General features: G+C 56.8%; 15 protein-coding genes. 2 read left to right on the top strand and 13 right to left on the bottom strand.

What is annotated here, in order from left to right:
* Positions 1 to 19: 19 nt before the first annotated feature.
* The 13 genes from gap to KP707_RS00435 form a co-directional block, all read right to left on the bottom strand.
* Positions 20 to 1,039, bottom strand: coding sequence for a type I glyceraldehyde-3-phosphate dehydrogenase (gene gap, locus KP707_RS00495; RefSeq protein ID WP_211501841.1), 1,020 nt, complete (start codon positions 1,037 to 1,039; stop codon positions 20 to 22).
* A gap of 91 nt (positions 1,040 to 1,130) precedes the next feature.
* Complete coding sequence (locus KP707_RS00490) at positions 1,131 to 2,531, bottom strand: sugar porter family MFS transporter (RefSeq protein WP_099210947.1); 1,401 nt, start codon at positions 2,529 to 2,531, stop codon at positions 1,131 to 1,133.
* 122 nt (positions 2,532 to 2,653) lie between these two features.
* Complete coding sequence (locus KP707_RS00485; RefSeq protein ID WP_249202705.1) at positions 2,654 to 4,306, bottom strand: electron transfer flavoprotein-ubiquinone oxidoreductase; 1,653 nt, start codon at positions 4,304 to 4,306, stop codon at positions 2,654 to 2,656.
* 34 nt (positions 4,307 to 4,340) lie between these two features.
* Positions 4,341 to 5,267 (bottom strand): electron transfer flavoprotein subunit alpha/FixB family protein, encoded by a 927-nt coding sequence (locus KP707_RS00480; RefSeq protein ID WP_211501840.1) that lies wholly within the window; start codon positions 5,265 to 5,267, stop codon positions 4,341 to 4,343.
* Positions 5,267 to 6,028, bottom strand: a complete 762-nt coding sequence (locus KP707_RS00475; RefSeq protein WP_211501839.1) for an electron transfer flavoprotein subunit beta/FixA family protein — start codon at positions 6,026 to 6,028, stop codon at positions 5,267 to 5,269. The genes KP707_RS00480 and KP707_RS00475 overlap by 1 nt, the downstream gene beginning before the upstream one ends.
* A gap of 16 nt (positions 6,029 to 6,044) precedes the next feature.
* The gene (locus KP707_RS00470; protein WP_211501838.1) at positions 6,045 to 6,902 is read right to left on the bottom strand and encodes a sugar phosphate isomerase/epimerase; all 858 of its coding nucleotides are present in this window, start codon (positions 6,900 to 6,902) and stop codon (positions 6,045 to 6,047) included.
* A 2-nt stretch (positions 6,903 to 6,904) separates the two neighbouring features.
* A complete protein-coding gene (locus KP707_RS00465) occupies positions 6,905 to 8,053 on the bottom strand; it encodes a dihydrodipicolinate synthase family protein (RefSeq protein WP_046900152.1) in 1,149 nt (382 codons plus the stop codon).
* A gap of 9 nt (positions 8,054 to 8,062) precedes the next feature.
* Positions 8,063 to 8,830: a 3-ketoacyl-ACP reductase gene (locus tag KP707_RS00460; protein WP_046900153.1), complete on the bottom strand. Its 768-nt coding sequence runs from the start codon at positions 8,828 to 8,830 to the stop codon at positions 8,063 to 8,065.
* Positions 8,827 to 9,969, bottom strand: coding sequence for an acyl-CoA dehydrogenase family protein (locus KP707_RS00455; protein ID WP_046900154.1), 1,143 nt, complete (start codon positions 9,967 to 9,969; stop codon positions 8,827 to 8,829). Before KP707_RS00455 ends, KP707_RS00460 begins: the two co-directional genes overlap by 4 nt.
* Before the next feature lie 160 nt (positions 9,970 to 10,129).
* Positions 10,130 to 11,389 (bottom strand): glycerate kinase, encoded by a 1,260-nt coding sequence (locus KP707_RS00450; RefSeq protein ID WP_211501837.1) that lies wholly within the window; start codon positions 11,387 to 11,389, stop codon positions 10,130 to 10,132.
* Between the two features lie 44 nt (positions 11,390 to 11,433).
* Positions 11,434 to 13,005 carry an acyl CoA:acetate/3-ketoacid CoA transferase gene (locus KP707_RS00445; RefSeq protein WP_211501836.1) on the bottom strand — a complete coding sequence of 524 codons (1,572 nt, stop codon included), beginning with the start codon at positions 13,003 to 13,005 and terminating at the stop codon, positions 11,434 to 11,436.
* A gap of 91 nt (positions 13,006 to 13,096) precedes the next feature.
* Positions 13,097 to 14,689, bottom strand: a complete 1,593-nt coding sequence (locus KP707_RS00440; RefSeq protein WP_083956318.1) for a GMC family oxidoreductase — start codon at positions 14,687 to 14,689, stop codon at positions 13,097 to 13,099.
* 2 nt (positions 14,690 to 14,691) lie between these two features.
* Positions 14,692 to 16,188, bottom strand: coding sequence for an aldehyde dehydrogenase family protein (locus tag KP707_RS00435; RefSeq protein WP_064273575.1), 1,497 nt, complete (start codon positions 16,186 to 16,188; stop codon positions 14,692 to 14,694).
* Between the two features lie 36 nt (positions 16,189 to 16,224).
* On the opposite strand from KP707_RS00435, the gene KP707_RS00430 reads away from it, so the two are divergent.
* Together KP707_RS00430 and KP707_RS00425 are read left to right on the top strand one after the other, a co-directional pair.
* A complete protein-coding gene (locus KP707_RS00430; RefSeq protein ID WP_211501834.1) occupies positions 16,225 to 16,365 on the top strand; it encodes a hypothetical protein in 141 nt (46 codons plus the stop codon).
* A 301-nt stretch (positions 16,366 to 16,666) separates the two neighbouring features.
* Positions 16,667 to 17,320, top strand: a complete 654-nt coding sequence (locus tag KP707_RS00425) for a TetR/AcrR family transcriptional regulator (RefSeq protein WP_211501833.1) — start codon at positions 16,667 to 16,669, stop codon at positions 17,318 to 17,320.
* Positions 17,321 to 17,685: the final 365 nt, after the last annotated feature.

Raw genomic sequence — 17,685 nt, 5'->3', positions numbered from 1 at the left:
AACAAATACCGTCGCCCGTTTACAGGGAACCGAACAGAACAGCCGTATCGATCATGCGGTTCGAGAAGCCCCATTCATTGTCATACCATGAGCAGACGCGAACCATTCGACCACATTCCATGATGGCCGTCTGCGTGGCGTCAAAATTCGAGGATGCGGGTGAATGGTTGAAGTCGCTACTAACCAATGAGGCGCTGCTATAGGCCAGCACACCTTTCAAGGGGCCCGCAGCAGCCTCCTGCATGACGCGATTGACGTCCTTGGCTGTTTCCGGTGGACGGCGGGACAGGAAGTCGAACGATACCAGCGAAACATTGGGCGTTGGCACACGGATGGACGTGCCATCCAACCGACCCTTCAAGTGCGGCAGAACCAGACCAATTGCCTTGGCCGCTCCCGTGGACGTAGGCACCATGTTGAGCGACGCGGCTCTGGCCCGGCGAAGGTCCTTGTGCCGCCGGTCAACGATCTGCTGATCTCCGGTGAAAGAGTGGATCGTCACCATGTATCCGCACTCGATACCGTAATTGTCGTCGAGCACTTTCACGAGCGGCGCCAGACAATTCGTTGTGCAGGAGGCATTGGAAATGACCGTCATGTCCGGCTTCAGCATGTCATTGTTCACGCCGTAGACGATGGTCGCGTCCACATCCGTGCCAGGCGCTGAAATCAGGACTTTCCGGGCACCAGCCTGAAGAAGCGTGGAGGCTTTTTCCTTGGTGGTGAAGAGGCCGGAACATTCAAGGGCCACATCAACGCCGTCAAATGGCACCTTCGACGGGTCACGCTCGGATGAAATGCGAATGGGACCGTAAGACCGCCCGTTATGGGTCAGGGTCAGCATATCACCTTCGACGTGGACTTCCCCTGGCAGGCGGCCATGCACGCTGTCATATGTCAGCATGTGAATCTTGTCTTCAACGGACCCAGGGCCATTGATGGCGACGGGCACAACGTCGTCCCGGCCGCTTTCAAGAATGCTGCGAAGGGCCAGTCTGCCAATACGGCCAAAACCGTTAATGGCGATCTTTACTGTCATTGTCTTTGGTCTCCGTCAGGGAAAACCGCCGCAAAGGCGGTTTGTCCCGGCAGGTGTGAAAGCGCCGGGACAGTCGTGCCGAGGGGCAGGATCACAGACCGATCCGGTTGAGTGGCTTGCCCGCCATCAGGTTCCGCTCGATTTGCTCAAGGGAAACACCGCGGGTTTCAGGCACAAATTTCAGGGTGAGGTAGATGAAGAACGCATTGAACGCCGCGTACATCCAGAACGTCTGGGCATTCCCGATGGTATTCAGGAGCGTCAGGAACGTCAGGCCGACGATCATGTTCGTGACCCAGTTCGTGAAGGTGGAGCAACCAATGCCGAAATCACGCCCTTTGATGGGCTGAACTTCCGAGCACAGGATCCACACCAGTGGACCGGCAGAGAACGCAAATCCGACGATGAAGGCCAGCAGCATGATCACGGCGCCATATCGCGCAAGTTCGCTATTGCCGGTTCCGAAGTAGAGCAGCGTCCCGACTGAAGCCATGCCGATCGTCATGATAATGAAGCCGGCAATCAGCATCGGGCGACGGCCCCATTTGTCCACGAAGCCAATGGCAATGAACGTCGACAGCACATTCACCAGACCGACAATGGCCGTGCCCCACATGGCTGCGTTATCGCCAAAACCTGCGACTTCGAAGATGCGGGGCGCGTAGTACATCACCACGATGATGCCCGTGAACTGCTGCATGGTCTGGAGCAGGATGCCCAGAAAAACAGAGCGGCGGAAATTGGCGTTGGCCTTGAACAGGCCGTAGCCACCTTCAATCTGCGCAAGCTGCTCTTCAATGTCCGAGATCTCGGCGCGTGCGTCGCCTTCATGGCCACGCAGCTGATGCAGAACCGTAAAGGCTTCGTCCTTACGGCCCCGCAATACGAGCCAACGGGGGCTGTCAGGCAGCAGCAGCACGCCAAGCAGAAACACGACGCCTGGAATAGCGACAATGCCGAGCATCCAGCGCCATGAACCGGAATAAGCCAGCAGCGCATCAGAGATGAACGCTACAAAAATCCCGACCGTAATCATGAGCTGGTAAACTGAGATTAGAGACCCACGGTAGTGCTGATGCGCAATCTCGGAGATATAAAGTGGAGCGGTAAAGCTTGCGATGCCAACAGACACGCCAAGCACCATACGACCCACAATCAGCAGCGTGACGGATGTTGCCAGCGCACACAGCAGCGACCCGAGAACAAACAGGACAGCTGAAGACAGCAGCAGGCGCTTCCGGCCAAAAAGATAGGACAGGCGCCCACCGCAGACGGCACCTACCGCCGCACCAACCATCATCGATGAGACGATGCACTCCTTGCCGAAGTCCGTGACGTTGAATTCCAAACCGATGAATTTCAGAGCCCCTGAAATCACACCCAGATCGAGACCAAACATCAGACCCGCAACAGCAGCCAGAATTGCCGTCAGGACACTTTTACCATTCAGAGACACTGGCGGCGGTGGTGCCGAAAGGTCGATGCCACTCATTGCCTTATTCCTTAATTCAGATTCCCATTATGGGAATAGTCTTTCAACGCAGCATGTTCTCAGGTTGTTTATTCAAGTAAAATCAAATAAAAGAGATGGGTTATATTTCTTTTTATTTGAATTTACATATTTGGATAGTTCGGACCATCGCCTCCCTGCGGCGTTGTCCAAACGATATTCTGGCTTGGATCTTTGATGTCGCAGGTTTTGCAATGCACACAGTTCTGAAAGTTAATCTGGAACCGTGGCTGTTCATTCTCCGGACGCAGAACCTCATACACGCCCGCCGGGCAGTAACGCTGGGCAGGCTCAGCGTAGAGCGGCAGGTTCACCTGGATTGGGATGGATGGATCACGGAGTGTCAGATGGCAGGGTTGGCGTTCTTCGTGGTTGGTGAAGGCAAACGCCACATTGGTTGTGCGATCAAAGCTGAGTTGCCCGTCCGGCTTGCGATATTCAATCGGCTTGAAACTAGCAGCCAACCCTGTTGCCGCGGCATCGGACTTTCCGTGTCCGAGCGTTCTGAAGGGAGAGTGTCCGGTCAGAGTTGTCATCCACATATCCAGACCACCGAGCGCAACACCGCCCAGGAGGCCAAACCGCTCCCACAGAGGTTTGACGTTACGGACGGCCTTTAAGTCTGTCCCGATAGGGCCGTTTCGCAGTTCTTCCTCATAATCCGTCAGTTCGTCCTGAGCGCGCCCAGACGCCAGCGCAGCGAGGGCCGCATCGGCAGCGGCAATGCCCGAGAAAATGGCGTTATGGCTGCCCTTGATGCGCGGAACATTCACAAGCCCGGCGGAACACCCGAGCAGAACGCCGCCAGGGAAAGTCACTTTCGGAATGGACTGCCAGCCACCTTCGGATAGCGCACGCGCACCATAAGCCACGCGTTTTCCGCCTTTCAGCAGTTCGGCCACCATCGGGTGGTGCTTGAACTCCTGAAACTCACGGTAAGGGTCCAGATACGGGTTTTCATAGCCCAGATGGACGACAAACCCGACGCAGACCTGATTGTTGTCGAGATGGTAGATGAAGGACCCGCCACCCGCCTTGCTGTTCAGCGGCCAGCCCATGGTGTGTGTGACCGTGCCTTCATGATGTTTGGCGGGATCGATCTCCCAGATTTCCTTGAGGCCCAGCCCGAATTTCTGCGGGTCCTTGCCCTCGGAAAGCGCGAAACGATCCATTAGCTGCCGAGCCAGTGATCCCCGCGCACCTTCGGCGAAGAACACGTATTTCCCGCGCAGTTCCATACCAGACTCGTAGGCATCTCCTGGCGTTCCATCGGGATTTTTACCGAACTCGCCAGCCACCACACCCGCAACGCGACCCTGATCGTCATATACAACTTCGCTTGCCGCCATACCGGGGAAGATTTCCACTTCCAGCCCCTCTGCGACCTGTGCAAGCCAGCGGCACACATTCCCCAGCGAGACAATGTAATTCCCGTGGTTGTCCATGAGCTTTGGCATCAGAACATTCGGCAGGCGGATCTGGCTCTTTTCCGTCAGCAGGAAGAAATTGTCTTCCCTTACCGGCACGGTGATGGGCGCATCCATGGTCCGCCATTCGGGAAGCAGCACATCCAGCGCGCACGGATCAATGACCGCGCCTGACAGGATATGCGCCCCGACTTCAGACCCTTTATCCAGTACGACCACGGAGAGGTCCGGCTCATTCTGTTTGAGCCGGATCGCCGCGGAGAGACCGGCAGGGCCAGCGCCGACGATGACAACGTCATAGTCCATGCTTTCCCGTTCGATCGTAGTCATGGTCTTTCTCCTCCCTGCAGGCCGCCGGGGCCTGTCAGAGTTTTGCCGTCAGTTCGGGAAGGATGGTGAAGAGGTCTCCCACCAGCCCATAATCCGCGACCTGGAAAATCGGGGCGTCTTCGTCCTTGTTGATGGCGACGATCACCCGGGAATCCTTCATGCCGGCCAGATGCTGGATCGCCCCGGAAATACCGACTGCGATGTACAGATCAGGCGCCACGATCTTGCCCGTCTGCCCGACCTGCCAGTCATTCGGTGCGTATCCGGCATCCACGGCAGCCCGGCTGGCGCCGATGGCGGCATTCAGCTTGTCCGCAAGCTTGGCGATGGTGTCGAAGTTCTCTTTCGATCCGACGCCACGGCCGCCTGAGACGATGTTCTTGGCTGCCGTCAGTTCCGGACGTTCGGATTCAACTGCCTTGTCTTCCACCCAGGACGAGAGACCCGGATCAGCAGGCACGGAGACATTTTCCACACTGGCGGAGCCACCTTCGCCAACAGCCGAGAAAGCCGCCGTACGAATGGTGAAAACCTTCACCGGATCGGAGGACTGCACCGTCTGGATCGCATTGCCGGCATAGACCGGGCGATCGAACGTCTCGGCATCTTTCACGGCCGTCACATCAGACAGGATCATGACATCCAGCAGAGCCGCGACGCGTGGCAGAACATTCTTGGAGAATGCCGTCGAGCCCGCAGCGATATGACTATAGCCCGAGGCCAGAGACACGATGAGGGCCGCGACAGGTTCAGCCAGTTCATGAGCCAGAGACGCATCATCCGCCAGTAGGACCTTGGAGACACCCTCAAGCTTTGCAGCTTCGGCGGCGGCTTCCGTGCCGTTCTGGGTAGCAACAAGAACTGTCACATCGCCCAGCGCTTTGATGGCCGACAGGGCCTTGGCAATGGTATCGGTTACGAGGTGGCCATTGGCCACTTCAGCGAGCAGCAGAACAGACATCAGATCACTCCTGCTTCATTTTTGAGTTTCGAAACCAGCTCATCAACGGAACTGACCTTCACACCAGCCTGACGCTGAGGCGGTTCAGCCGTGCGGATGACCTTCAGACGCGGCGCAATGTCCACGCCGAGGTCAGACGCCTTGCGTTCTTCGAGCGGCTTCTTCTTGGCCTTCATGATGTTGGGCAGCGCGACATAACGTGGCTCGTTCAGGCGCAGATCAGACGTGATGATGGCGGGCAGCTTCACGCGGATGGTCTGAAGACCACCATCAACCTCACGGCTGACGGTTGCACTGTCGCCCTCAATCTCGACGGATGATGCGAAGGTGGCCTGGCCCCAGCCCAGCAGGGCGGCAAGCATCTGACCAGTCGCGTTCATGTCATTATCGATGGCCTGTTTGCCTGCGATGACAAGGTTTGGTTTCTCATCCTCAATCACCTTCGCCAGCAGTTTGGCGACAGCGAGAGGCTCGATATCCACATTCACATCCGTCGTGGCTTCGACGAAAATGGCGCGGTCCGCGCCCATGGCGAGCACAGTGCGTAGTGTTTCTTTCGCCTGCGGCACACCGATAGAGACAGCGACCACTTGCGTGGCGATGCCTTTTTCCTTGAGACGGACGGCTTCTTCGATGGCGATTTCGTCAAACGGATTGACCGACATCTTGACGTTTGCAAGCTCGACCCCAGATCCGTCACCCTTTACGCGGATGCGGACGTTGTAATCGACGACACGTTTGACAGGGACGAGGATCTTCATGATGCCCTCCGATGGGTCAGCAGACAGTGCGGAAGCGTTCGACCATCGTGTCCAGCACGTCAGCCGGGTGGCGCTTCCACCAGTTATTCGCGGAAAAGATTTCCACCTCGCAGAAGCCGGAATACCCGGCGGCTTCCACCTCCCTGCGGATCCCCCGCAGGTCCGCAACGCCGTCCCCCATCATCCCGCGGTCAAGCAGGATGTCTGTTGTGGGAACGAGCCAGTCACAGAGGTGAAAGCCCAGAATGCGGTTTCCCGCACGTGCGAGCTGGCGTGGCAGGTCCGTGTCCCACCACACATGGTAGATATCGATCGCAACGCCCACGCTATCCGACGCCAGAAGGTCGCACAGATCCAGGGCGTCACGGGTGGTCGTGAGGCAGGAGCGGTCTCCGGCGTAGGCCGGATGCAGCGGCTCCAGCGCGAGTTTCACGCCACAGGCTTCAGCGTAGGGAATGGCCTTCGCCATCCGGTCCGCCACGATGTCCAGGCTGTGAGCCACGCCCTTCGTGCCGGTTTCCACACCACCGACAACGATGGTCAGAACATCGGTTCCGAGCGCGGCTGTCTGATCGATGGACTGACGGAAATCCGACAGGATTGCCTCTTCTGTCTGAAGACCCAACGGCCCGACCAGAAAGGGCGTCCGGCACAGGCCGACAACCTGCACCCCGGCCTGACGCGCCCGGTCTCCAATTTCCGCAGCCCGGCTTTCGATCTCCCGCCGCCAGAACACGATCCCGCCGATGCCACGTTCAGCACAGGCGTCGATCGTCTGTTCCGGTGACCACCCTGCCCCGACACCCGGCACATTATGGCCAAGCGTTGCGGTATTGAGGGCGAGAGCCGAATGATCGTGGCGAAAGTCCCGCATGATCAGGCCCCGTACACCGACAGAAGGGACTTCATGCGGTGCACAGCCAGATCCGGGTTCCGCAACAGGCCGCAGCCATCTGCGAGACGGAAGATCTCCGTGAAATGCTGGAGGGACCGCATGGACTGCGCACCATTCAGCATGACGAAATGATCCTGAAAGCCATTCAGCCAGGCCAGAAACACCACACCCGTCTTGTAGTACTGCGTCGGGGCCTGAAAGATCACCCGAGCAAGTGGAACAGTCGGGTCGAGTGCGTCGTGAAAGCCTTTCACGTCCCCTTCGCCGAGCAGTTTCACACCACGAGCAGCAAGCGGTGCAATCGGATCGAAAATGCCGAGAAGCGCGTGGCTATAGCCCTGCTCGTCACCAGCGATCAGTTCAGGGTAATTGAAGTCATCACCCGTATACATCCGCACGCCCTTTGGCAGGCGGCGGCGCATGATGATTTCCTTCTCTTTGTCGAGAAGGGAAATCTTGATGCCGTCCACCTTCGCGACGTTTTCTTCAATGATGCTCAGGACTGTTTCCAGTGCCTCATTGAAATCATCCGTGCCCCAGTAGCCCGCCAGAGCCGGATCGAAATCCTTGCCCAGCCAGTGCAGAACGACAGGCGCATCACAGGCAGAGAGCACCTCGCGGTAGACCCGCTTATAGTCCTCGGCACTGGACGCCACGCGGACGAGGGCTCGGCTGGCCATCAGGATGACGCGTGCGCCAACTTTCTGGATCGCCTCGACCTGTTCCAGATATGCTGCAAGCACATGATCGACGGACCGTGCGTCCTTGGGGTCCAGATGGTCTGTCCCGGCACCGTTCACCACCATCGCATCTGGCAGTTCGGCCTTGGTACGACGGATCAGATCCAGCGCACCGGGCCAGTCCAGACCCATGCCGCGCTGGGCCGTATCCATGGCTTCCGCAATGCCGAGGCCCATGCCGACGAGATAGCGACGGAACTCAAGCGTCTTCTTCCAGTCGATCGTTGCGCGGCCGGATGGCGCATTATCCGTGAACGGATCAGCGACGACATGGGCCGCCGAATAGACGATCCGGGCCGGATTGGCAGGAAGGACACTGCGAGGAACAGGAGTACCGATCAGATGGTAATCCATCTTCCGGCCGGTTTCGTCGGGCAGGATGATCTTCATAACCGTTTCTCAGAAGCGCGGCACAAGCATTCCGGCATCCGCCGAAATGACCTGGCCTGTGGTGTAGGGCAGTTTCCCGGTGGCAAGGGCCGCAATGATGCGCCCCATGTCCGAGGGCTCTCCAACACGCGGAAGCAGGGTCAGCCCCTCTTCCGCGCGCTGGCGGTAGTGCTGGATGACGGCAGCCGTCATTTCTGTAGCGATCAGGCCAGGCTGAACGTCATAGACCGCGATATTCTCGATCCCGAGACGCACAGCCAGAGCCTTGGACACCATGGCCGCCGCAGCCTTTGACGCGCAGTATTCAGACCGTTGCACCGCCACAGCCGTCGCGTTCGACGATGTGACGTTGACGATCGAATGGAACGCATCAGCTGACCGTTCCCGGCTCAGAAGGCGCTTTGCAAAAGCCTGTGAGAGGAAGAACACCGCCTTCGCATTGATCGTCAGGCACCGGTCCCAACTTGCTTCGGACACATCCAGCAGGTCACCCCGCTGGAGAACGCCGACGCCCGCATTGTTCACCAGCGTTGTCAGCGGGCCGAGTTCGTCTTCAATCCGCGCCAGAACACCCTCATGGGCGCTGATGTCGGACACATCGAACGGGGCGGCTACAACCTTGGCGCCCAGCCCTTCCAGACGGGCCACGGCTGCACGCAGTTCTGCATCATCAACCGGTCCATTTACCGCTAAAGAAAAGCCTTCTTTAGCGAGCGCTTCCGCGGCGGCCAGGCCGATCCCGCGTGAAGAGCCGGTGACGAGAGCGACCTGCCTCATGTACGGGCGCCCTTCTTGAGCAGTTCACGCGCTATGATCATGCGCTGGATCTGGTTCGTACCTTCATAGATCTGTGTGATCTTGGCATCGCGATACAGACGCTCAACTTCAAAGCCACGGATGTAGCCGGAGCCACCAAAGACCTGCACAGCATCCGCCGTACGGGCCACAGCCACGTCACCAGCAAAGCATTTTGCCATGGAGCAGGAGCGCGTGGCGTCCTGACCGTTATCGATCTTCACCGCAGCGGAATGAACCAGCAGACGGGCCGCTTCGATGTCCTTGGCCATATCGGCCAGAAGCCACTGAACACCCTGGAATTCGGAGATGTGTTTGCCGAACTGCTTGCGCGTTCCAGCATAATCGACAGCGGCTTCAAGCCCAGCCTGTGCGATGCCAACAGCGAGCGCCGCGATGCCCACGCGTCCCTTGTCCAGCACGCTCATCATCATGTGGAAGCCACGGTTCATCTCGCCCAGAAGAGCATCCGGGCCGAGGCGCACATCGGAGAAATCAAGCGCACCAACCTGGCTGGCCCGCTGACCCATCTTGTGCTCTTTCGGGCCGCGCTCAACGCCTTTGGCATGCAGGTCCACAATGAAAATGGACATGCCACGGTTTCCGGCTTCCTTGTCCGTCCGCGCCAGAACGAACCCGAGATCCGCCACCGGGGCGTTATGGATCCAGATTTTGCCGCCGTTCAGAATCCAACCATCGCCATCACGTTCAACTGTGGTGCGAATGCCGGACACGTCCGTGCCGGCTTCCGGTTCGGTGATGCAGTAAGCAACCTTGCGCTTCATGGAGAGAATGTCTGGCAGCAGTTTCTTCTGCTCATCCGTGCCGTGACGCACCAGGAGCGTGGAAATCAGTTCCACCAGGCCACACTGATCGGCGATGCTGGCATAGCCGCGGGACAGTTCTTCCATCACGACGGCATAGGTCAGGGTATCGAAGCCAGGCCCTCCGAGCTCTTCCGGAACTGCAATGCCGAACAGGCCAAGACGGCCCATTTCTTCGTAAATTTCGGCCGGAAAGCGTTCTTCACGGTCGAGGGCCTCAGCAGCAGGGCGGATGACTTCATCCACGAAGGACCGTGTGGTCTCGCGAACCTGCTCCTGCATTTCATTGAGAAACATAACCCGATTCCCTTAATTGGTAACTAACCAGTTAGTTAGTATGGTGACTGATCTGTTTTCAAGGCCATTCTGCGTTTTGAAATCAAAAGAACTTGATGTTCATAATACCCAGAATGAATTCGTTCTCGCTAAGGAACAGTTTTTACTTCGCCATCTTTTTCTACCTCAGCAGAATAGCGCGAAAATCATTGACGTTTGTCCCGGTAGGACCTGGCACAAATAGGTCATCTAGTGCCTCAAAGGCAGTATAGGCGTCGTTTTCCGCCAGCAGGACGGACGGATTGATCCCGCGCGCGCGCAGTCGTCCCATACTTTCGCCATCCGCAAAGGCGCCGGCATTGTCCTCAGACCCGTCAATTCCATCTGTATCCGCAGCGAGTGCGGAAACCGGCAGACCTTCGGCCGCGAGCGCAAAGGACAGAAGAAACTCCGTGTTACGACCACCCCGTCCACGTCCACGCAATGTCACGGTTGTTTCCCCCCCCGAGAGGATGACAACCGGCTTTTGGAATGGCTGATTACGAATAATCACTTCACGCGCGATCGCTGCATGGACCTTCCCGACATCCCGGGCTTCCCCCTCAATCGCGTCGGACAGGATGACAGCTGGAATTCCAAGATTCCGGGACGCTGCGGCTGCTGCCTCAAGAGACAGATGAGCCGACGCCACAATACGCACTTCGTTCCCGGCAAATGCCGGATCTTCCGGACGCGGCGCCTGCCCCAGTTTTCCGTCGAGCCATGCCTGCACTTTAGGCGGCAGTGCGAGCTTCCAGGCCTTGGCCATATGCCGCGCGTCTTCGCGTGTTTTTGTATCAGGCACGGTTGGTCCAGAGGCCACCTGTGCCGGATCATCAAACGGTACATCCGAAACTATGAGTGAAACGACTCTCGCGGGGGAAGCCGCAGCGGCCAGACGACCGCCCTTAATCCCCGAAAACTGCTTGCGGATGCTGTTCATGACAGAAATCGGCGCGCCAGAAGACAGGAGAACCCGGCTGAGCTCCGCTTCATCTTCCAGCGTGAACCCTTCTGGCGGGCATGGCAGCAAGGCCGAGCCGCCCCCGCAGATCAGAGCAACGACCAGATCATCCGGACCTAATCCACGCACCGCCTCAAACAAAGCCGCCGTTGCAGCCAGACCGGCTTGATCCGGAACAGGATGGGAAGCCTCCAGAACGCGGATCTGTTCTGTAGGGTAGCCATAGCCATAACGGGTGACGACAACGCCCTCCAGCGGACCATCCCACACGCGCTCAAAGGCTGCGGCAAGCTGGGCTGCCCCCTTCCCGGCCCCAACCACGACCGTCTTGCCTTTCGGGCGTTCCGGCAGGTTGGCAGCCAGCACGAGGTCTGCATCGGCCGCGGTAATGGCGGCATTGAACAGACCTGTCAGGAAACTGTGATCGTCGACTGTCATGGCTTCTTTCAGACTCCACTCACGGAAAAAACGGCCTAGGGCGTTCAGAGCATGAGCCCCATCACGGCATCCCTGAACAGAACGGCATCCATTTCCTTCAGTTCAGGAGAAACCTTCAGCGGAGTGGACGCCTGATCGAGCACGTCTTTCTGAAGATCAATGCCCGGTGCGATTTCTGTGACCGTCAGTTCACCATTCAGCAGCTTGAGAACACAGCGTTCCGTCACATAGGTGACGTCCTGCCCTGTTTTAGTTGCTCTGCGACCAGAGAAGCTGACCTGATCCACCTCCGGCACGATCTTGGAAATCTTGCCTTCCCGATCAATCACGAGCCGCCCGTCCTCAATGTGCATCTTGGCTCCGGCATTGAAATTGCCTGAGAAGATGATGCGCTTCGCCCGTGCCGTAATATCCACGAACCCGCCCGCCCCTGCCGTACGATGCGGCGTGGCAGCAAGGCGGCTGACATTGACCGACCCATCAGCCCCGATCTCAAGGAAGGACAGCAGGGAGCAGTCAAAACCGCCCGCCTGGAAGTAGCTGAACTGATGAGGAGAGGCGACGAACGCCTCGGCATTACTGGCGCAACCGAACTTGAAGTCCAACAGCGGAACGCCGCCAACCGGTCCCTGTTCGATGACCCATGTCACGCTGCCATGCAGGCCTTCTTCCAGCAGGATGCGCGGCACATTGGCGGAAATCCCGAAGCCGATATTGACCGCCCAGCCATCCTTCAACTCCTGCGCCACACGTCGCGCAATCACCTTGCCCGGATTGAAATCCGGAATGGCGAAAGACGACAGAGGCCGGAAAATCTCGCCGGAAATTGCAGGATCATAAGGCGTGGCAGTCGTCTGAAGCTGATCCGGGGCTTCCACAACAACGTCCACCAGAATACCCGGCACTTTGACGTCATGCGGCTTCAACGTGCCCTGTTCTGCCACGCGGCGGACCTGCGCGATGACCAAACCACCGTTGTTATGAGCTGCCAGAGCCATTTCCATGGCACCAAGGGTGGCGCCTTCCTGCTCAAACGTCAGATTGCCATTTTCGTCCGCGGTCGAGGCGCGAATGATCGCAACGTCCGGCTTGAGCGCCGGGAAATACAGCCAGTCTTCGCCCTCGAAGTCCATATGACGCACGATGGGATTGGAGCGTGCGGTCTCATTCATCGCACCGCCTTCCCGCTTCGGGTCCACGAATGTATCGAGACCAACTTTCGTCAACACGCCAGGACGCAGAGCCGCACCTTCGCGCAGCATGTCGAAGATAACGCCAGATGGTAGGTTATAAGCGGCGACGTCCTCGGCCAGAATGCGCTGCCAGATAAGCGGTGGCTCAGCATTGCTGGGACCGGACGGGTAAGACCCGCCGATGATCTTTTTGATCATGCCAGGCTGGGCGATGTGATCCACGCCTTTGGTCCCGAACATGTCACCCGTCGCGATCGGATGGATCGTCGTCAGGCTCTTCGGGGCCGCTTCCTTTTCAAAACGTTCCCCGAGCGCCTTCAGAACGTCGTCGGGGCACAGAAGCCCGGATGATGCGTTGATCGCAATGGTGGAACCATCCCTGATAAGACTGACGGCTTCCGCTGCGGTTCTGGTCTTGGTCATTGCCTTTGATCCACTATAACTATCTTGTTAGTTACTTATGATCTTGTAAAAATCGCGATGTATGAGGCACCGCTTGAGAAGGTTATCGTTCTCAAGCATTCCCCAGAATAAAGTCCGCCGCTCGTTCACCAATCATGACCGTTGCCGCATTGGTATTAGACCCAAGCAATGATGGCATGACCGAGCTATCGCAAATCCGGATGCCCTCCAGGCCATGCACATGCAGGCGTGGATCAACAACGGCCATCTCGTCCCTGCCCATCTTGCACGTACAGGTCGGATGATAGGATGTGCGTCCCTGCTGGCGGGCATAATCCTCATATGCCTTGAGCGTACGCCCACCGCCTTCTGGCAGGCAGACCTTGCTGATGTATTTTTGCAGCGAGTGGCTGCCGAACATTTCATAGCTCAGGCGAACGCCCTCTGCCGTTGTCCGCAGATCGTCCGGGTGACCCAGAAAATTCGGATCCACAATCGGTGCTTCCCGAGGATCAGACGAACGCAACGTGACAGACCCACGCGCTTTTGGACGGAGCGTATAGCTGTTGAGCGTGATGCCAGACGTCCCTTTCGGAACAGAGGCCACACCTGCTTCCGCGCCAGCGCCCGCGAGGAAGTGGAACTGAAGATCCGGGCAGCTTGCAGCCGGATCGCCGTACCAGAACGCTCCGCCTTCCACGACGTTCGACGCCACTGGACCACTTCTGAACAGCGAATATTGCAGGCCAGCCCACATCATCCACTTGTACTGGTTGTACTTGTCGAAACTGTCATGGCCTTTCAGCTCAGCAACAATATCAACACCAAAGTGATCCTGAAGATTCTGACCCACACCCGGCAGATCATGAACAACGGGAATACCGTGCTCTTTGAGATGCGCAGCAGGACCAACGCCAGACAGCATCATCAGCTTTGGCGTTCCGATTGCACCAGACGTGACCAGCACTTCCTGCTCAGCGCGGGCAGTGTGCATTTGCTTGTCCGCAATGTACTGCACGCCGACTGCACGCTTCCCCTCGAAGACGACCTTCAGAACCATCGCGCCAGTAATAACCGTCAGGTTCTTCCGCTTCAGAGCGGGACGCAGATATCCAACGGCCGTAGAGCAGCGCCGGTTGTTGCGCACCGTAAGCTGGTAAATGCCAGCACCCTGCTGAACTGGACCGTTAAAGTCAGGGTTATACGGAATTCCGATTTCCTGGCAGCTCTGTACGAAGGCACGACTGACGGGGTTCGGGCAATCCAGGTTCGACACGCCGAGTGGACCATCCGTTCCGTGCCATGATCCGGCAAGAATGGAATTTCCCTCAGAGCGGATGAAGTACTTCTGGATGTTCTTGAAGCCCCAGCCGTCAGCTCCCTCCTGCTCCCATCGATCGAAATCAGATGGATGGCCACGCGTGAAGACTTCGGCATTGATGGATGAACCACCACCGAGAACACGCGCCTGCACATACGGGATCTGGCGGTTATTGGCGTGCTTCTGCGGTGTGGTGACAAGCCCCCATGTCAGGGGGCCTGTCGTCATTTTCGCAAAGCCAACCGGCATGTGAATGAGCGGATTGGTGTCACGCTTGCCTGCTTCGATCAGGCAGACGCGCACCGCCGGGTTTCGGGAGAGACGGGCGGCAAGAACACATCCTGCCGAGCCGCCACCAACGATAACGTAATCGAAACCAGTCATCATTATGCGATCCAGTGCGTCCGTTTGCCGAGATCTACGTGAACGGATTTGATCTGGGTGTATTCTTCCACCCCATACATACCCGCTTCACGGCCCCAGCCAGACTGCTTGAAACCACCCAGCGGCATTTCAGGGCCGCCAGCCATGATCGTGTTGACCCAGAAGCGCCCGGCCTGAACCTTGCGCGTCACCTTCAGGGCCTTGCTGATATCCTTCGTCCAGACAGACGCCGCCAGACCATAAACCGTGTCATTGGCCAGGGAGATCGCTTCTTCCAAGGTGCTAAACCGGAAGACGGACAGCACCGGACCAAAGATCTCGTCCGTCGCAATGGACATATCCGGCTTCACATTTGTGAAGAGCGTTGGCGCAATGTACTGCCCACGACCCAGATCGACCTTGTTACCGCCACACAGAACGCGCGCGCCTTCGGCCTTACCCTTCTCGATATAGTCGAGAATGGTCTTGTTCTGAGCATCCGTCGTAATGGCGCCAATCTGCGTTTCCGGGTCAAACGGGTCGCCCACGCGGATCTTTTCCATCTTGGCAACAACAAGCTTTTCAAACTTGTCAGCCACAGACTCTTCAACGATCAGACGGCTGGACGAGACGCAGCATTGCCCGGTGTTGAAGCTGATCCCAAAGGCCACCGCATCGGCCGCATCTTCCAGATCGCTGTCCGCAAAGACGACAATCGGGTTCTTGCCACCAAGCTCCAGGCCAAGCTTCTTGAGGTTGCTGTCTGCGGACGCATGGATACAGGACCGGCCAACACCCGTGGAACCAGTGAAGGACAGCATATCCACATCCGGATGCTGCGTCAGAGCCTGACCAACACTCTTTCCGGTGCCCGTCACGACGTTATAGACGCCCTTTGGCAGGCCGGCTTCCGTCAGAATATCGGCCAGCATCAGCGTGGTGGCGCTGGTGACTTCTGCGGGCTTCACGACGACCGTGCAGCCCGATGCCAGAATGAACGGCACGCGCTCACACAGGATCATGAACGGGAAGTTCCAAGGCGTGATGAGGCCAACGACACCCACCGGCTCACGCAGAACCATTCCGAACAGGCTTTCGCCCAGATTGTTGAAGCTGTCGCCGTGCAGAAGACGTGCGGCACCGGCAGCCATCTCGAAACAGGAAATACAGTTGTCGATCTCGGCCTTGGCCTGAGAAATCGGCTTGCCGTTCTCCAGCACTTCCCAGAAGGCGATGTCATCGCGACGCTGCTTCAGAAGCTCAGCCGTTTTAAGCAGGATCGCACTGCGTTCTGAGCTTGCCAGACCAGCCCATGTGCCGTTCTCAAACGCACGACGCGCGGCGGCTACGGCATCATTCAGATCGTCTTCCGTGCAACGTGCAATCCGCGTGACAATAACATCATGACTGGGAGACTTGCGCTCGAACATCTCACGTCCGTGGCGCCACTCACCATCGATGAAAAACCCAAAGTCACGAGCCACTCCGGATGGAGCCAGTTTCTGTGCCATCTTGTTCATTGACGGCTTCTCCCTGTCTTTTTTGACGAGCGCTCAATGACGCATCGTCGTTTCAAATTGTCCCGTGAGCAGACGGTCAGCGCACCAGGATTGTTTAACGGTCAAGATACTGTTGAACCGCTCTTTGTGAGCGGTGCGCTGGAAAAGGATTTATCTCTTACCCAGGCATCGGTTTGAAAATATTACCCTCCACAAGAAAGCCGCCCCTTCGAAAATGTTTCCGAAAAAACCGCCACCGCGGAATATTTTTCTCAATCCTGCCCCCTGGTTTCGCCCCTCCACAATGGAGAGATCAAAGCGCCTTTCGCACCATCTGGTTACTTTGGTAGCGCAGAATGGAAAATCTCATAAATCACGTTATAGTGATAAGTAAATCTCTTTTATATGTTATTTTTTATGTGATGTTTTGACGTCTGCGCGTTTCCGGCCATAAAGCGGGAACTTCAGGCCCGGCTCCAGCAAAAAGCGAGATTTCCCGTTGAGTGCACAGTCCCCAGACACACAGTCGCCCCGCCCTCGAATCCGCGACGCAGAAGCTACCAAAAACCGGATTCTCGAGGCCGCAAAAAAAGAATTTGCAAAAAATGGCCTTGAAGGGGCTCGCGTCGACGCAATCGCGCTGGAAGCCAATGCCAATAAGCGCATGATTTATCACTACTTTGAAAGTAAAGAGAAACTCTTCCAGACAGTTCTGGAAAATGCGTATTTTGATATTCGCGAATCTGAGAAAAAGCTGGATCTGGATAGCTTAGATCCCCGGGAAGCCCTTGAACGACTCGTCCGTTTTACCTGGAATTATTACATCCGGAACCCTGAGTTCATTTCACTGGTGAATAGCGAGAATCTGGCACAGGCCCGGCATCTCAAGTCTTCAGAAACCGTCAAGATTGTCAGCAGACGCTTCGTCGGACTCGTTGACACGATTTTAAAGCGCGGTGTGGCGCAGGGACTTTTCCGAGAGGGCGTTGACCCGGTCCAGCTCAATATCACTATAGCAGCCGTCAGCTACTACTACTTCACCAACCAATATACAGGATCGATCATTTTTGAACGGGAGTTGATGTCGGAGGCTGCTCAGGCAGAGCGCATTCGCTTTAACATCGAGACAATTTTGAGAATTGTTTCTTTATAAAGCATAGAGGTCCCAGAGAGATCTCATTTGGGAAGCACTCTCCGCAACAGAGTGCTGACAAAACAAATATCGTTTTCATTAAATGACAATTGCATTTCTATTTTAATAAAAACTTTGGCCAATCCACATTCTGGAAAATTTATTTTACTAAGCTGATACCCAATGCCTGTATAAAGATCCACACATCAAATATAATACTGACGGATGCTATCCAGCACATATTCGGAAGCCTATTTTTTCTATGAATACCCTCCCGTTCTTCAATAGGTCGTCATCATCATCTATAATATCGCATATCTGGATCTGCAGGACATCACTCCATAACTACATCTTTCCCTGTGAAAGATGAGACAGACCACATACGC

The organism is Gluconobacter sp. P5E10, assembly GCF_018812145.1.
In the GTDB taxonomy this organism is placed as follows: Bacteria; Pseudomonadota; Alphaproteobacteria; order Acetobacterales; family Acetobacteraceae; genus Gluconobacter; species Gluconobacter cerinus.
This window is presented reverse-complemented; position numbering and strand designations above follow the sequence as displayed.

What these genes read in the sequence shown, in the direction of transcription:
- KP707_RS00445 (WP_211501836.1), bottom strand. Translation starts at nt 13,005, where the DNA reads ATGACCAAGACCAGAACCGCAGCGGAAGCCGTCAGTCTTATCAGGGAT.
- KP707_RS00470 (WP_211501838.1), bottom strand. Translation starts at nt 6,902, where the DNA reads ATGCGGGACTTTCGCCACGATCATTCGGCTCTCGCCCTCAATACCGCA.
- KP707_RS00460 (WP_046900153.1), bottom strand. Translation starts at nt 8,830, where the DNA reads ATGAGGCAGGTCGCTCTCGTCACCGGCTCTTCACGCGGGATCGGCCTG.
- KP707_RS00480 (WP_211501840.1), bottom strand. Translation starts at nt 5,267, where the DNA reads ATGTCTGTTCTGCTGCTCGCTGAAGTGGCCAATGGCCACCTCGTAACC.
- KP707_RS00485 (WP_249202705.1), bottom strand. Translation starts at nt 4,306, where the DNA reads ATGACTACGATCGAACGGGAAAGCATGGACTATGACGTTGTCATCGTC.
- KP707_RS00450 (WP_211501837.1), bottom strand. Translation starts at nt 11,389, where the DNA reads ATGACAGTCGACGATCACAGTTTCCTGACAGGTCTGTTCAATGCCGCC.
- KP707_RS00475 (WP_211501839.1), bottom strand. Translation starts at nt 6,028, where the DNA reads ATGAAGATCCTCGTCCCTGTCAAACGTGTCGTCGATTACAACGTCCGC.
- KP707_RS00465 (WP_046900152.1), bottom strand. Translation starts at nt 8,053, where the DNA reads ATGAAGATCATCCTGCCCGACGAAACCGGCCGGAAGATGGATTACCAT.
- KP707_RS00435 (WP_064273575.1), bottom strand. Translation starts at nt 16,188, where the DNA reads ATGAACAAGATGGCACAGAAACTGGCTCCATCCGGAGTGGCTCGTGAC.
- KP707_RS00490 (WP_099210947.1), bottom strand. Translation starts at nt 2,531, where the DNA reads ATGAGTGGCATCGACCTTTCGGCACCACCGCCGCCAGTGTCTCTGAAT.
- KP707_RS00430 (WP_211501834.1), top strand. Translation starts at nt 16,225, where the DNA reads ATGACGCATCGTCGTTTCAAATTGTCCCGTGAGCAGACGGTCAGCGCA.
- gap (WP_211501841.1), bottom strand. Translation starts at nt 1,039, where the DNA reads ATGACAGTAAAGATCGCCATTAACGGTTTTGGCCGTATTGGCAGACTG.
- KP707_RS00455 (WP_046900154.1), bottom strand. Translation starts at nt 9,969, where the DNA reads ATGTTTCTCAATGAAATGCAGGAGCAGGTTCGCGAGACCACACGGTCC.
- KP707_RS00440 (WP_083956318.1), bottom strand. Translation starts at nt 14,689, where the DNA reads ATGACTGGTTTCGATTACGTTATCGTTGGTGGCGGCTCGGCAGGATGT.